Here is a 14,226-nt window from a genome sequence, read left to right as displayed (position 1 = left end):
AACACAGCCATGAACCACCGCGTGATGACCTTGGCCCTGGCGGCCAGCCTGGCCTGCCTCGCATCCCAAAGCGCCTTGGCGCAGGGGCTGCGCCCCTCCAGTGGAGCCAGCAAGGGCCTGGCACAAACCCCGGGTGCCGCCGCGCCAGCCGGCACGGCGCCCCTGGCACTGCCCACCCCTTCTGCGGCAGACACCGGCCCCCGCTCGGCCGACTTCATCGTGGCCATCGTCAACTCCGAGCCCGTCACCAACTACGAAGTGCGTTCGCGCGTGGCCCGCATCGAGCAGCAACTGGCACAGCAGGGTGGCAACGCCCCCCGCCCCTCACGCGAACTGATCGCCCGCGAGGTGCTGGAACGCATCATTCAGGAAAAGGTCCAGCTGCAACTGGCCCGCGAAATGAACCTCAAGGTGGACGACTACGCCGTCAACCAGGCCGAGGCGGCCGTGGCCCAGCAAAACGGCCTGACGGTGAGCGAGCTGCAACGCCGCCTGGTCAGTGAAGGCCTGAACCGCGACCGTTTCCGTGAAGAGCTGCGCAACCAGCTGCTGCTTCAGCGCGTGCGCGAGCGCGAGGTGGACGCCAAGGTTCGCGTGAGCGACCGCGACATTGACCAGTTCATCCGCGAGCAGCAGGGCAGCGAAGTCAGCGCGGCAGAAATCAACCTGGCCCATGTGCTGGTGCGCGTGCCCGAAGACGCCAGCCCCGACGTGGTGGCCGAGCGGCAGGCGCGCGCCCAGCAGGCGGCCGACAAGGTGCGCGCGGGCGAAGACTTTGCCAAGGTGGCCCGGGAATATTCCGACGCCCCCGAAGGCCGACGCGATGGCGGCCTGCTGGGCCTGCGGCCGACCGACCGCTACCCCGAGCTGTTCGTCACCTCCACCCAGAACCTGCCCGTGGGCGGCGTGGTGGGCCCCGTGCGCTCGCCCGCCGGGTTCCACATCCTCAAGGTGGTGGAACGCTCCGCTGCGGGCTCCGGGCCTACGGTCGTGCAGACCAACGCCCGCCACATCCTGCTGCGCACCGGTCCCCAGCTCTCTGAAGCAGCGGCTGCAGAGCGCCTGAACGAATACCGCCGCCGCATCCAGGCCGGTCAGGCCGACTTTGCGACGCTGGCACGCGAACATTCGCAAGACGGCAGCGCCAAGCAGGGCGGTGACCTGGGCTGGGCCAACCCCGGCCGCTACGTGCCTGAGTTTGAACAGGCCCTGAGCACCCTGCGCCCCGGTGAAATCAGCGAACCCCTGGTGTCGCGCTTTGGCGTGCACCTGATCCAGCTGGTGGACCGCCGCGAGGCCAAGCTGAACCAGCGCGAGCAGCGCGAGCAGCGCGACATGATGCGCGACGCCGTGCGCGAGAAGAAGCTGGAAGAAGCCTACGCCACCTGGGCGCAGGAACTGCGTGGCCGCGCCTACGTGGAATACCGCGAGCCCCCCCAATGAACGTGACCCCCACTGTCGCCCACTGCGTGTGGCTCCATGCCCCCACACGCAGGCGTTCCCTGCGCTTTGCGAGTGCCTGGGGCTGGTTTTTGCCTTGGGACAGCCCGGCGACAAAACCATGAAACACATCCCACGCAAGCGCTTCGGGCAGCACTTCCTGTCCGACCAGGGCATCATCGACGGCATCGTCCAGGAGATTGCCCCCCAGCCGGGCGACCCCATGGTCGAGATCGGCCCCGGTCTTGCCGCCCTCACGCAGCCCCTGGTGGAACGCCTTGGCCGCCTCACCGTGATCGAGCTGGATCGGGATCTGGCTGCGCGGCTGCGTTCGCACGGGCAGTTGGATGTGATCGAGTCGGATGTACTCAAGGTCGATTTCACCGCGCTCGCCCAAACCTTTCGCGAGCGCCTGAACCAACCGACCCTGCGCCTGCGCGTGGTGGGCAATCTGCCGTACAACATCTCCACACCCATCCTGTTCCACTTGCTGGAGCATGTGGACGCCATCCAGGACCAGCACTTCATGCTGCAAAAGGAAGTGATCGACCGCATGGTGGCCAGCCCCGCCACGGGCGACTACGGCCGGCTGTCGGTGATGCTGCAGTGGCGCTACGCGATGGAAAACGTGCTGTTCGTGCCGCCAGAGAGCTTCGACCCGCCCCCGCGCGTGGACAGCGCAGTGGTGCGCATGGTGCCGCGCGAGGCACCCGCGCCGGTGAACGTCGCGCTGCTGGAAGAACTGGTGCAAGTCGCCTTCAGCCAGCGCCGCAAGCTGCTGCGCCACACCCTGGGCCGCTGGCTGGAAGAGCGCCAGTTCACCGGAACCTTCGACACGCAACGCCGCGCCGAAGAAGTGCCTGTGGACGAATACGTGGCACTGGCGCAGCAGGCGTGAATTTGCTCTTAAATTGATAGCTGCTAGCGCTTGAAGGATAAGCGCTAGTGGCATATTTGACTAAAACAGGTGCGACCTCAGACACCAGTCGCATTGGGCCAGGGTTTTGGCAAGCGCAATGCCAAAGAAGGACACCGGCACTGAGCCCCCAGTGCACTCAGCAAGGCGGGTTCAGTGATGCCAAGCAAGGGCCGCCCCGCAGCGAGGGCATCGTCCCCCTTCCCGGAGCGCGAAGCGCGCAGAGAGAAGGGGGAAGGCGCAAAGCGCCTCAGGGGGAAGTACCAAATTCAGGCTGCGCTCAGCCAATACCCCGCATTGAACGGACTGCTCATGCGCAATGCCAGGGGCGACACATCGACCAGTTTGTCGGTAGGCATCTTCTCTTCGGGCTCTGCTGCAATTTCAATCCGTTGGACCTTGGGTGCTTCACTAGCCTCGTTCGCCCGTTCTGCCTGGCTGTTGGATGCAGAACGGGCTACAGAAAAGAATAGAAACACCGGAAGGGAATTTTCCGGTCGCTCCAGTAGTCCGCCGCGTCGCGGAAGATGTCCAGCAGCTGCTCGCGCGCTTCCTTGTCGAACTTGGCGGTCGTAGGAATCTGTTCCAGCACCACGATGAAACCAGGCTGCGGGCCCGATTTGTGCAAAGGGTCTGTCATGCAGTCATACAACGCATCAAAGTTCTTGCCAAAGTGCGCTGGAAAGGTGAACTGCGTGGCAATCAGGTCCAGCACATCCTGCTTGGTCTGTGCATGGGCCAAATTGGCATACAGAAAATGGTGACCGATGGAAGTGGCGGCATCCTGCAGGTCTTGCACGCGAAAGGCGCGAATCGACTGCACGATGTTGGGTCGCACGCCACGCAGGGGCGTTTCCAGGTCTTTACGAAGTGGCGTTTGCATCTCCGCTACTCTTTCTTAATAAAGTCCACAAACTTCTGGCATTCCGCAAAGCCGTGCAGGCACCTGGCGGTCGGGGGAAATCAAAGGTCACGCCGCGCACCGCCAAAAACTGGCTGGCACACACCGCTGCGGGGGAGGGTCAATTGACGATCACGCGGAAACTGGCATAGTGGTCGCTGGTGTAGTAGCAGGCGTCCGGCATCCGGGGCTGCTGGCCTCCACACACTATGCGGCGTGCACCCCGGTTACGCGCACCTGGCGTTTTGACGGTGTACTCGCGGTAATAACCGCGCTTTTGTGCCGGCAAGATGCGTTCGCGGTTACCAAACACTGTGCCGTCTTTCTCGTAGGGAAAGGGCCCACCCTCGTGGATGAGGGCATAGGTGGCCCTCCCTTGTGCAGGCAGATCGGCCAACGCAATGGAGGAGAGCGAACCAGCATCCGACGGATTTTGGCGGGCCTGACCCGCCACCGGAGCCAACACAAACGCAGCACCAAGAACCCACAAAACTCCAGCCTTGCGAACCCGTGCGGCAATAGCCTTCAGCATCAACGACACCTTTCAGAAACCACGGGTAAACCCCGAAATTTCGAGACCGTAGTGTGACGCAATACCCCCCAAAAAGCAAGCGCCTGCCCAAATATTGGGCAGGCGCTGCAGGGGGCAAGACCAAACAAAGTTGGTCTTTACTATCTTTTAATGCGTTATCGCGACGCGTTGGCGTCCGCAACGGTCAAAGCCGTCATATTCACGATCCGGCGCACCGTGGTGCTGGCGGTGAGAATGTGCACGGGCTGTGCGGCACCCAGCAGCACGGGGCCAATGGCGATGTTGCCGCCCGCCGCGGTCTTGAGCAGGTTGTAGGAGATGTTGGCCGCGTCGATGTTGGGCAGCACCAGCAGGTTGGCATCGCCAATCAGGTCGCTGTTGGGCATGAGCGCCGCGCGGGCCTTGCTGTCCAGCGCCACGTCGCCGTGCATCTCGCCATCCACTTCCAGCCAGGGGGCCTGCACACGCAGCAGTTCCAGCGTCTGGCGCATCTTGACGGCGCTTGGCTGGTTGCTGGAGCCGAAGTTGGAGTGCGACAGCAGTGCCGCCTTAGGCTTGATACCGAAGCGCATCATTTCCTCGGCTGCCATCACGGTGATTTCGGCCAGCTGCTCGGCGGTGGGGTCATAGTTGACGTGCGTATCGACCAGGAAGACCTGGCGGTCAGGCAGCATCAGGCCGTTCATGCAGGCGTAGGTGGTCACGCCTGCGCGCTTGCCAATCACCTGATCGATGTAGTTCAAATGCAGGCTGGTGTGGCCCCAGGTACCGGCGATCAGGCCATCGACCTCGCCCTTGTGCAGCAGCATGGCACCGATCAGTGACAGGCGGCGGCGCATTTCGATCTTGGCAATCGGCACCGTGACGCCCTTGCGTTCGGTCATGCGGTGGTAGGTTTGCCAGAAATCGCGGTAGCGGTGGTCGTTCTCGACGTTGACCACGTCGTAGTCGCGCCCTTCCTGCAGGCGCAGGCCAAATTTTTCGACGCGCTCGGCGATTACCTTGGGGCGGCCAATCAGCGTGGGGCGGGCAATTTTTTCGTCCACCACGATTTGCGCGGCGCGCAGAACGCGCTCTTCCTCGCCCTCGGCATAGGCCACACGCTTTTTGGCGGCGCTCTTGGCGGCGGTGAAGATGGGCTTCATCGTGGTGCCGGAGGCATACACGAAGGTCTGCAGATGCTCGCGGTAAGCGTCCATGTCGGCGATGGGGCGCAGCGCCACACCGCTGTCGGCAGCCGCCTGGGCCACGGCCGGGGCAATCATCATCATCAGGCGCGGGTCAAACGGCTTGGGGATGAGGTATTCGGGGCCAAACGCCAGGGGCTCGCCCACGTAGGCGGCTGCCACCACTTCGCTTTGCTCGGCCTGGGCCAGCTCGGCGATGGCGTGCACGGCGGCAATTTCCATCTCCAGCGTGATGGTGGTGGCGCCGCTGTCGAGTGCGCCGCGGAAGATGTACGGGAAACACAGGACGTTGTTGACCTGGTTGGGGTAGTCCGTGCGGCCCGTGGCGATGATGGCGTCGTCGCGCACGGCCTTCACGTCTTCAGGCTGGATTTCTGGATTCGGGTTGGCCAGGGCGAAGATCAGGGGGCGCGTGGCCATTTTCTTGACCATGTCCTGCTTGAGCACGCCACCCGCAGACAGGCCGAGGAACACATCGGCACCGTCGATCACTTCACTCAGGGTGCGCAGGTCGGTTTTTTGCGCAAACTGGCGCTTGTCCTCGTCCATCAGCTCGGTGCGGCCTTCGTACACCACACCCGCCAGATCGGTCACCCAGATGTTTTCACGCGGAATGCCCAGCTTGACCAGCAAGCCCAGGCAGGCCAGGGCGGCTGCGCCAGCGCCCGAAGTGACCAGTTTCACTTTCTTGGGGTCTTTGCCCGCGACCTTCAGGCCGTTGAGGATGGCCGCACCCACCACGATGGCGGTACCGTGCTGGTCGTCGTGGAAGACCGGAATCTTCATGCGCTCGCGCAGCTTGCGTTCGATGTAGAAGCAGTCGGGGGCCTTGATGTCTTCGAGGTTGATGCCACCGAACGTGGGCTCCAGGCTGGCGATGATTTCGACCAGCTTTTCGGGGTCCTTCTCGTTGATTTCGATGTCGAACACATCGATACCCGAGAACTTCTTGAACAGAACGCCCTTGCCCTCCATCACTGGCTTGCCGGCCAGCGGGCCAATGTCGCCCAGCCCCAGCACGGCAGTGCCATTGGTGACCACGCCCACCAAGTTGCCGCGGCTGGTGTACTTGAAGGCGGCGTTGGGGTCCTTGACAATTTCTTCACACGGCGCTGCGACACCCGGCGAGTAGGCCAGTGCCAGATCGTGCTGGTTAACCATCTGCTTGGTGGCAGCGATGGCGATCTTGCCGGGCTTGGGGAACTCGTGGTATTCGAGTGCCGCGCGGCGCAGCTGGGCACGTTTGTCTGGGTTGTTGTTCTGGGCCGTGGTGTTCTCGGGCATGCAGTGTCTCCAGCTTGGGGATAAGGCGCAGCAACCACCGGACACATGCCCGGCGAAGGCTGTCAGCTCTGTAAGGGTCTGCGATTGTAGGCGTCGTTACGTGAAAACCCTAGTAAGCGTATCTGCTTACGGGGTTAGCGCCAGCTCAAAGGGCAGGGCACGCATTGTGCTCCTGTGCAGGCGGGTTTTCGGGTGGGGCCAATGCATAAAAGCTATGGACCGCCGCCGCCAGCGCATAGGGCCCCAGCGCCCCACCAATCAGCCATGAAAAAACGGCCCGCGAGGGGCCGTTCGTGCTGGCGACCAGCGTGCTCAGCGGCTGCTGGGGAAGCTGAACACCGCGCCTTCGCGCACGCCCGCCGAGGGCCAGCGCTGGGTGATCGTCTTGCGCTTGGTGTAGAAGCGCACGGCGTCCGGCCCGTAGGCGTGTAGGTCGCCGAACAGGCTGCGCTTCCAGCCGCCGAACGAGTGGTAGGCCACGGGCACCGGCAGGGGCACGTTCACGCCCACCATGCCGACCTGGATGTGGTCGGTGAAGTAGCGGGCAGCTTCGCCGTCGCGCGTAAAGATGCAGGTGCCGTTGCCGTATTCGTGGTCGTTGATCAGCTGCATGGCTTCCTGCAGTGTTTTCACGCGCACCACGCCCAGCACGGGGCCGAAGATTTCTTCCTGGTAGATCTTCATGCCGGGCTTGACGTTGTCGAACAGGCAGGCGCCCAGGAAGTAGCCTTCCTCGTGGCCCGCCACCTTCACGCCACGGCCGTCCACGACCAGCGTGGCGCCTTCGGCCACGCCGCTGTCCACATAGGCCTTCACCTTCTCGAAGTGCGGCTTGGTGACCAGCGGGCCCATGTCGTTTCTGTTGTCGGTGCCGGGGCCCACCTTCATCTTGGCGATCTCGGTTTTGAGGCCCGCGATCACGGCGTCACCCACCGCGTCGCCCACGGCCACCAGCAGCGGGATGGCCATGCAGCGCTCGCCGCACGATCCGTACGCTGCACCCATCAGGGCGCTCACGGCGTTGTCCACATCGGCGTCGGGCATGAGCACGGCGTGGTTCTTGGCGCCACCCAGGGCCTGCACGCGCTTGCCGTGCTTGCAACCTTCGCTGTAGATGTATTCGGCAATGGGGGTGGAGCCCACAAAGCTCACAGCCTTGACGCGCGGGTCTTGCAGCAGCGTGTCCACGGCCAGCTTGTCGCCGTTGACCACGTTGAGCACGCCGGGCGGCAGGCCCGCTTCCAACGCGAGCTGGGCAATGAACAGCGTGGAGGAGGGGTCGCGCTCCGACGGCTTGAGCACGAACGTGTTGCCACAGGCCACGGCCATGGGCCACATCCACAGCGGCACCATTGCCGGGAAGTTGAACGGCGTGATGCCTGCCGTCACCCCCAGCGCCTGGAATTCGCTCCACGAGTCGATGCTGGGGCCCACATTGCGGCTGTGCTCGCCCTTGAGCAGCTCGGGCGCGTAGCTGGCGTATTCCACGTTTTCAATGCCGCGCTGCAGCTCGCCATGTGCATCGGCCAGCACCTTGCCGTGCTCGGCGGTGATCAGGGCGGCGATCTTTTCCGCGTTTTCTTCCAGCAGCACCTTCAGCTTGCTCATCACCCGCGCACGCTTGAGCGGAGGCGTGTTGCGCCAGGCGGGGAAAGCGGCCTCGGCAGAGGCAATCGCGGCCTCCACCGTGGCCTTGCTCGCCAGCGCCACACTGGTGGTCGACTGGCCGGTGGCGGGGTTGAACACGGGTTGCGTGCGCTCAGTGTCTGCAACGAGCTTGCCGTCGATCAGGTGGCCAATGGTGTTGGTGACGTTCTTGTCGTGGTTCATAGTGATTTCAAGTAAAAATTGCCTCTGGCGCTTATCTATCAAGCGCCAGCAGCTATCAAATCAGGAGTTCAGGCGGTTTCGTGCAGGGCGTCGCCCAGGGCGCTGACCAGGCGGTCGATTTCGGCCTGGGTGCTGATGAACGGTGGCGCCAGCTGGATGGTGTCGCCACCGTAGCGCACGTAAAAGCCCTTCTTCCAGCAGTTCATGGCAATTTCATAAGGGCGGCGGGCAGGCTCGCCGGGAAGCGCTGCGATGGTGAAGCCAGCAGCCAGGCCAAAGTTGCGGATGTCGGCCACATGCTTGGCGCCCTTCAAGCTGTGCACGGCGTTCTCAAAGTACGGGGCCAGCGCCTTGACGCGGCCGATCATGTCTTCCTTTTGCAGGATGTCGAGCGCCGCAATGCCTGCAGCGCACGCCACGGGGTGGGCTGAGTAGGTATAGCCGTGCGGGAATTCGAGCATGTACTCGGGGCCGCCTGCCGCCATAAAGGTGTCGTAGATCTCCTTGCTGGCAATCACGCCACCCAGGGGCTGCGCGCCGTTGGTGACCTGCTTGGCAAAGTTCAGGATGTCAGGCGTCACGCCAAAAGCCTCAGCCCCGGTGAACGCACCCGAGCGGCCAAAACCACTGATCACCTCATCAAAAATCAGCAAGATGTTGTTTTGCGTGCAGATCTCGCGCAGACGCTGCAGGTAGCCCACGGGCGGAATCACCACGCCGGCCGAGCCGGAGAAGGGCTCGACGATCACGGCAGCGATGTTGCTGGCGTCGTGCAGCCCGATCACTTCCAGCAAGCGGTCGGCCAGCTCCTTGCCCGTGGGCGGCATGCCCTTGTGGAACGAACCTGCGGGCGGCTGGGTGTGGGGCAGGTGGTCGGCCTCCACGCCCTGGCCAAACAGCTTGCGGTTGGCCACGATGCCGCCCACCGAGATGCCGCCGAAGTTCACGCCGTGGTAGCCCTTTTCGCGGCCGATCAGGCGCGTCTTGGTGCCCTGGCCCTTGGCGCGCCAGTAGGCGCGCGCCATCTTGAGAGACGTGTCGGCCGACTCGGAGCCCGAGCCGGTGAAGAACACATAGTCCAGACCCGCAGGCGTCAGCTCTTTGACGCGGTTGGCCAGCTCAAACGACAGCGGGTGGCCAAACTGGAAGGCGGGCGCGTAATCGAGCTTCATCGCCTGCTTGCCAATGGCCTCGGCGATCTCGCGGCGGCCATGGCCCAGGCCCGCGCACCACAGGCCCGAGAGGCCGTCAAAAATCTTGCGGCCTTCGGAGTCGGTGTAGTAGGCACCGCTGCCCTCCACGATCATGCGCGGGTTGGCCTTGAACTGGCGGTTGCCGGTGTAGGGCATCCAGTGGGCGTCTAGCCAGGCGGCGTCGGTGCGCACGGGGGCTGTGGGGGTAGGGTCGGTGACGGCGAAGCTCATGGCTCTCTCCTGGCAATATCCTGGCAATAGAAACGGTCGGACACGGTGGTCACGAAGCGCCATTGTTGGGGGCGGTGTTAATCTCTCAAATGAAGCAATATCCATGTTTACTTGAGGATTTATGCAAGTAAAAACCCCGACCGCACTGCCCGTGGCAGCCCCCGCCAAACACCGCGCCGTGCTGGGCCAGCTCAGCGACATGGACCTGCGCCTGCTGCAGGTCTTCAAAAGCGTGGCCGAGTGCGGCGGCATGGCTGCGGCCGAGCTGGAATTGAACATTGGCACCAGCACCGTAAGCCGCCACATGAAAGACCTGGAAACGCGGCTGGGCCTGACGCTGTGCCGGCGCGGGCGCGCGGGGTTTGCCCTGACAGCCGAGGGCCAGCGGGTGTACGACGAGACCCTGCGCCTGCTCAGCGCGGTGGACGCTTTTCGCAGCAGCATCGACGACATCCATTCGCGCATGGGGGGGCAACTGGCGGTAGCGGTGTTTGACAAAACCGCCAGCAACCCGGCCGCGCGCATCAGTGAAGCGATTGCGGCCTTTGCCGAGCAGGCACCGGGGGTCAACCTGCAATTGCATGTGGGCTCCATCAACACCATTGAGCGGGGCGTGATGGACGGCAGCTACCACGTGGGCATCATCCCGGCCCACCGCAGCTCCCAAAGCCTGATCTACACCGACCTGTTCACCGAAACCATGCTGCTGTATTGCGGTGCGGGCCACCCCCTGTATGGCGCGCAACATCCGGCCCTGGATTGGGACAGCCTGCGCAGCTATCCGTTTGCGGGGCTGGGCTACCACTCGCCCAACATGGAGCTGAGCCACCGCGCAGAACTGACCCGCACCGCCACCGGGTTTGACCAGGAGTCGATTGCCACGCTGATCCTGTCGGGCCGTTTTCTCGGCTTTCTGCCAGACCATTACGCAGAAGCTTTTGAGCGCACCGGCCGCATGCAGGCCGTGCAGCCCGACCAGTTCCATTACGAGTGCAAGTTCGTGAGCATGGTGCGGCGCTCTCCCACCCCCTCGCGGGCCACGCAAGCATTTCAGGACTGCCTGGCCCGTGCCCATGCCGCTCAGCGCTAGTGCAGCAGCCGCTTGCCAGCGCCCGTGAGGGGGCGGACAATCCAGGTTCTATACACCCTTTGCGAGTCACACCGTGGCAAGTCTTTCATCGATTGGCAATTCTGGCCTGCAGGCAGCACAGTTGCGGCTGGATGCGTCGGCACACAACGTCGCCAACCTGAACACGCCCGGCTTTCGCCGCCAGGTGGTTGAGCAAACCGAAAGCCCTGGCGGCGCTGGCGTGCAAGCCAGCGTGCAGCGGTCGCCGCAGGAAGGCTCAGCCCTGGAACAGGATGCGGTTGAGCAGATGGCCGCTACTTATGCCTTCAAGGCCAATGTGCAAGTGCTCAAGACCAATGACCGGATGATGGGCGCGTTGCTCGACACCAAGGCTTGAGCACCTCGCCACATCACTGAAGCACGACTAATAAAAAAGGGAGCCCGTGGGCTCCCTTTTTTACTGGCACAGCAGGCAAGGAACGCAACCGTTCAGTTCAACTCACCGTACTGGGTAGTGCTCAGCGCGGTACTCTGCCCATCCGATCCTGGCATCTCCGTGTCTGCAAAATCAGTGGAATGGGACGGAGGCAGCAAGGGGCCTGAGCGTACGGCCACACCAGGGCGCGCAGCGGCCGCAGGCGCTACTGGCGCACGGCCTGCAGCGTCAGCCAATGCCCGTTTGAAGGCGGCCACCTCGTCAGCCTCGATCGGCTCAAACCGCGCTGGCGCACTGGCGGGCGCCAAAGGAGCAGGACCGGTATTGGACGCGGGCAGCAGCGGGGCGGGCGCAGTGGTGCCCGAGGGCGTACGGCCAAGCGCCGTGGGCGTGGTGGGGAAACGGGCAGCGGGCTCGGCCGGAAACAGCAGCGACGATGCTGGCGCGGCCACCGGTGCGGGTGCTGCAGGGACGGGCGCTGGCACCGGCTTGCGAACGACCCCTTGCGGCGCGGCAGCAGACGGCACCGGCGTGGGGGTGATACCCTTTTGCGGCAGGCCGACGGCCACATGGTCATTGATGCGCCAATAGACCGCAGTGACCAGAATGTCATAACGGGTCTTGGCCGTCTGGGCGATCAGCGCCTCGATCTCGCTCAAACGGGCAGTCTCACCGCCGTACTCGCGGGCCAAATCCATCATCACCAGAAACTGGCGACCCCGCTGATCCAGCGACAAGACCTTGAACTTGTAGCTGGCCGACAGCACGCCTGCACGCACCATGGCATCGCGCACCACGGTGTAGAGCAATTCGCGCCGCTCCATGCGCTCGTTCTTGCGGTTGGCCGCATGTTCTGGCGGGACGGGCTGCAGCAGCGGCTGCCCTGGCCGCCCCGGAGCCAGAGGCACGGTGGCATCGGCATTCAACAAACCGGATGGTTCAGCCCCCGCACTGCGAGGTTTGGCCTTGGGTGGTGCAGGTTTGCGACTGAACCAACTGAACAGAGACATGGCTTGCTTTCTTCGAAGGGGCGCTCGTGATCAATCCGGTGCGAGTGTAACTGGGGGTACAGACAGCTTGGTTACCTTGCCTTGGCAGCAACGCCATCAGCGTCGCTAATGTCAGGTGGCTGCAACGCGGCGCTTGCGGTTGCCCAGGCGTTTGGCCAAAACAGACCCAACCGCCATCGTCAACGCCAAAGCAACGGCCGGCTGGCGGTTGGCCAGCTCGGTGAAGCGCAGGGCGTGCAGTGCCCACAGCTTGCACGGCGCGCTGGTCTGCACGGTGGCAGAGCGTGGGCGGTGCGAGAAGAATGCACCTTCGCCCACCACCGAGCCAGGGCCCACCACGGCCAGGCGCAAACGTTCTTTTTCGTCCTGGTAGTGCACGCTCAGGGTGCCGCTTTCCACCAGATACAGGGTGCGGTCTTGCGCTCCCTGGCTGAACACGGTGTGGCTCGCCGGGAACACCGTGGGCTGCAGGTAAGGCGCAACCACCTCCCACTGCGCAGGCGACAGAGGGTTGGTCATGGCATCGTCTGCGCTGGCTTGGGCGATGGCATCAACCAGGCCGCGCAGATCAACGCGAGGGGATGTAGACATTAGGGCATTCATAGTGGGTCTGAAAGTACCTGCGTTACAGCGTAGACACAAGCAACGCTTACGTCCCTTTACAAAGAAGCTCCCCGGTGGAGAGCGCTACTTGCCAATACAAAAGCTGGAGAAGATCACGCCCAGCAGATCGTCGGAGGAGAACTCTCCGGTGATCGCACCCAAGGCGTTCTGGGCCAGCCGCAACTCTTCTGCCAGTAAATCCAGGGCAGGCGAGGAAATGAGCAACTGGGCTGACGCTTGCGCCAAATGGGCGTCCACCTGCGCCAGCGCCTGCACGTGGCGCGCGCGCGCGATGTAGACCCCCTCAGGCGCCGACTGCCAGCCAGCGACTTCCAGAAGTATGCGCCGCAGGGCTTCCAAACCATCGCCCGTACGCGCAGAAATTCGAACCGAACGTCGATTCACAACCCCAGAGCCAGCCGCATCCGCCACGGCGGCACTGGTGCAATCGGTCTTGTTCCACACATCGATCACCGGGACGGAAGCAGGAATCTTTTGCTGCATGGAAGCCGTCACGGCCGCATCTGCAGCCAAATAGTCAGGCTGGTTCGTGCGCGACAAATCATGCAAGAAGAGAACGGCGTCTGCCCCCTCAATCTCTGACCATGCCCTCGCAATGCCGATGCGCTCCACCTCGTCGTCGCTGTCGCGCAGGCCAGCTGTGTCAATCACATGCAACGGCACGCCTTCGATCTGGATGGTTTGCTGCACCTTGTCGCGGGTCGTGCCCGCGATGGGGGTGACGATGGCTAATTCAGCCCCCGCCAGCGCGTTCAGCAGCGAACTCTTGCCCGCGTTCGGCTGGCCCGCAATGACGACTTTGATCCCCTCGCGCAGCAACGCGCCTTGTTGCGCACGCTGGCGCACTTGAGCCAATGTGGCCTGCAGGCGCTCCAGCTGTCCCCGGGCGTCGGCTTTCTCCAGGAAATCAATGTCTTCTTCCGGGAAGTCCAGCGTGGCCTCCACCAGCATGCGCAGGTGGATCAGGGCGTCGCGCAGTGCGTGAATCTCGTGCGAAAACGCGCCGGTCAAAGACCGGCTGGCGCTGCGCGCTGCAGCCTCGGTGCTGGCGTCGATCAAGTCGGCAATTGCCTCGGCCTGGGCCAGGTCGATCTTGTCGTTCAAAAATGCCCGTTCGGTGAACTCGCCTGGCTGCGCCACGCGCAGCCCCGGCAGCACCGGGCTTGCGCTCGCGGTGCCTTGCGCTGCTTCCAGGCAGCGCGCCAGCAGCAACTGGAGCACCACGGGCCCGCCATGGGCCTGCAACTCCAGCACGTCCTCGCCCGTGTAGGAGTGGGGGGCGGGAAAGTACAGCGCCAACCCTTGGTCTATGGCCTGCCCCTGCGCATCACGAAACGGCAGGTAGGTGGCCTCGCGCGGGCGTAATGCTCGCCCGCACAACGCCTTCACCAGAGGCTCCAAACCTTTGCCAGAGACGCGGACAATGCCCACCGCCCCCCGGCCGGGAGCGGTGGCAATGGCGACGATGGGATCAACGTGACGGGCAAGCATGGCAGGCACTTTACACAAGACAGGCCCTTGCCATCGCGGTACGGCAGGCCCTTCGGGAATGAAAAAGGCCGCTTGCGCGGCC

12 protein-coding genes are annotated in these 14,226 nt (G+C 63.7%); 4 read left to right on the top strand and 8 right to left on the bottom strand.

The genetic code is table 11. The features are described 5' to 3' along the window. Positions 1-9: 9 nt before the first annotated feature. Both AADJ04_RS00700 and rsmA read left to right on the top strand, forming a co-directional pair. Positions 10-1,443, top strand: a complete 1,434-nt coding sequence (locus tag AADJ04_RS00700; RefSeq protein WP_341238411.1) for a peptidylprolyl isomerase — start codon at positions 10-12, stop codon at positions 1,441-1,443. Positions 1,444-1,561: 118 nt separating this feature from the next. Continuing rightward, the gene (rsmA, locus tag AADJ04_RS00695) at positions 1,562-2,338 is read left to right on the top strand and encodes a 16S rRNA (adenine(1518)-N(6)/adenine(1519)-N(6))-dimethyltransferase RsmA (protein WP_341238410.1); all 777 of its coding nucleotides are present in this window, start codon (positions 1,562-1,564) and stop codon (positions 2,336-2,338) included. A gap of 475 nt (positions 2,339-2,813) precedes the next feature. Here the strand turns inward: rsmA and AADJ04_RS00690 are convergent, their stop codons facing one another. From AADJ04_RS00690 to AADJ04_RS00670, 5 genes are all read right to left on the bottom strand, one after another. Then, positions 2,814-3,239, bottom strand: a complete 426-nt coding sequence (locus AADJ04_RS00690; protein WP_044395098.1) for a barstar family protein — start codon at positions 3,237-3,239, stop codon at positions 2,814-2,816. 139 nt (positions 3,240-3,378) lie between these two features. After that, the gene (locus AADJ04_RS00685) at positions 3,379-3,789 is read right to left on the bottom strand and encodes a ribonuclease (RefSeq protein WP_044395099.1); all 411 of its coding nucleotides are present in this window, start codon (positions 3,787-3,789) and stop codon (positions 3,379-3,381) included. A gap of 155 nt (positions 3,790-3,944) precedes the next feature. Continuing rightward, entirely contained in the window at positions 3,945-6,260 is a 2,316-nt protein-coding gene (locus tag AADJ04_RS00680; RefSeq protein ID WP_044395100.1) for an NADP-dependent malic enzyme, read from the bottom strand. 312 nt (positions 6,261-6,572) lie between these two features. Then, complete coding sequence (locus AADJ04_RS00675; RefSeq protein WP_341238409.1) at positions 6,573-8,090, bottom strand: CoA-acylating methylmalonate-semialdehyde dehydrogenase; 1,518 nt, start codon at positions 8,088-8,090, stop codon at positions 6,573-6,575. Positions 8,091-8,158: 68 nt separating this feature from the next. After that, positions 8,159-9,514 carry an aspartate aminotransferase family protein gene (locus tag AADJ04_RS00670; RefSeq protein WP_341238408.1) on the bottom strand — a complete coding sequence of 452 codons (1,356 nt, stop codon included), beginning with the start codon at positions 9,512-9,514 and terminating at the stop codon, positions 8,159-8,161. A gap of 121 nt (positions 9,515-9,635) precedes the next feature. Between AADJ04_RS00670 and AADJ04_RS00665 the strand changes: the two genes are divergently transcribed. Both AADJ04_RS00665 and AADJ04_RS00660 read left to right on the top strand, forming a co-directional pair. Next, positions 9,636-10,604 carry a LysR family transcriptional regulator gene (locus AADJ04_RS00665; RefSeq protein ID WP_341238407.1) on the top strand — a complete coding sequence of 323 codons (969 nt, stop codon included), beginning with the start codon at positions 9,636-9,638 and terminating at the stop codon, positions 10,602-10,604. A 73-nt stretch (positions 10,605-10,677) separates the two neighbouring features. After that, positions 10,678-10,980, top strand: a complete 303-nt coding sequence (locus AADJ04_RS00660) for a flagellar basal body protein (protein ID WP_044399549.1) — start codon at positions 10,678-10,680, stop codon at positions 10,978-10,980. A 92-nt stretch (positions 10,981-11,072) separates the two neighbouring features. On the opposite strand, the gene AADJ04_RS00655 is transcribed toward AADJ04_RS00660, so the two are convergent. The 3 genes from AADJ04_RS00655 to mnmE form a co-directional block, all read right to left on the bottom strand. Further along, a complete protein-coding gene (locus AADJ04_RS00655) occupies positions 11,073-12,029 on the bottom strand; it encodes a hypothetical protein (protein WP_341238406.1) in 957 nt (318 codons plus the stop codon). A 111-nt stretch (positions 12,030-12,140) separates the two neighbouring features. Next, entirely contained in the window at positions 12,141-12,632 is a 492-nt protein-coding gene (locus tag AADJ04_RS00650; RefSeq protein WP_341238405.1) for a cyclic nucleotide-binding domain-containing protein, read from the bottom strand. An 84-nt stretch (positions 12,633-12,716) separates the two neighbouring features. After that, on the bottom strand, positions 12,717-14,144 hold the full coding sequence (gene mnmE, locus AADJ04_RS00645) for a tRNA uridine-5-carboxymethylaminomethyl(34) synthesis GTPase MnmE (protein ID WP_341238404.1): 1,428 nt from the start codon (positions 14,142-14,144) through the stop codon (positions 12,717-12,719). Positions 14,145-14,226 lie beyond the last annotated feature (82 nt).

Source organism: uncultured Acidovorax sp., from assembly GCF_964021665.1.
Lineage (GTDB): Bacteria > Pseudomonadota > Gammaproteobacteria > Burkholderiales > Burkholderiaceae_C > Acidovorax > Acidovorax temperans.
Note: the sequence above shows the minus strand (reverse complement) of the source record. Positions and strands in the feature narration are given on the sequence as shown.

Excerpts from the sequence above, each read along its gene's own strand:
- AADJ04_RS00685 (WP_044395099.1), bottom strand. The coding sequence starts at position 3,789 with ATGCTGAAGGCTATTGCCGCACGGGTTCGCAAGGCTGGAGTTTTGTGG.
- AADJ04_RS00700 (WP_341238411.1), top strand. The coding sequence starts at position 10 with ATGAACCACCGCGTGATGACCTTGGCCCTGGCGGCCAGCCTGGCCTGC.
- mnmE (WP_341238404.1), bottom strand. The coding sequence starts at position 14,144 with ATGCTTGCCCGTCACGTTGATCCCATCGTCGCCATTGCCACCGCTCCC.
- AADJ04_RS00655 (WP_341238406.1), bottom strand. The coding sequence starts at position 12,029 with ATGTCTCTGTTCAGTTGGTTCAGTCGCAAACCTGCACCACCCAAGGCC.
- AADJ04_RS00690 (WP_044395098.1), bottom strand. The coding sequence starts at position 3,239 with ATGCAAACGCCACTTCGTAAAGACCTGGAAACGCCCCTGCGTGGCGTG.
- rsmA (WP_341238410.1), top strand. The coding sequence starts at position 1,562 with ATGAAACACATCCCACGCAAGCGCTTCGGGCAGCACTTCCTGTCCGAC.
- AADJ04_RS00680 (WP_044395100.1), bottom strand. The coding sequence starts at position 6,260 with ATGCCCGAGAACACCACGGCCCAGAACAACAACCCAGACAAACGTGCC.
- AADJ04_RS00650 (WP_341238405.1), bottom strand. The coding sequence starts at position 12,632 with ATGAATGCCCTAATGTCTACATCCCCTCGCGTTGATCTGCGCGGCCTG.
- AADJ04_RS00670 (WP_341238408.1), bottom strand. The coding sequence starts at position 9,514 with ATGAGCTTCGCCGTCACCGACCCTACCCCCACAGCCCCCGTGCGCACC.
- AADJ04_RS00665 (WP_341238407.1), top strand. The coding sequence starts at position 9,636 with ATGCAAGTAAAAACCCCGACCGCACTGCCCGTGGCAGCCCCCGCCAAA.
- AADJ04_RS00675 (WP_341238409.1), bottom strand. The coding sequence starts at position 8,090 with ATGAACCACGACAAGAACGTCACCAACACCATTGGCCACCTGATCGAC.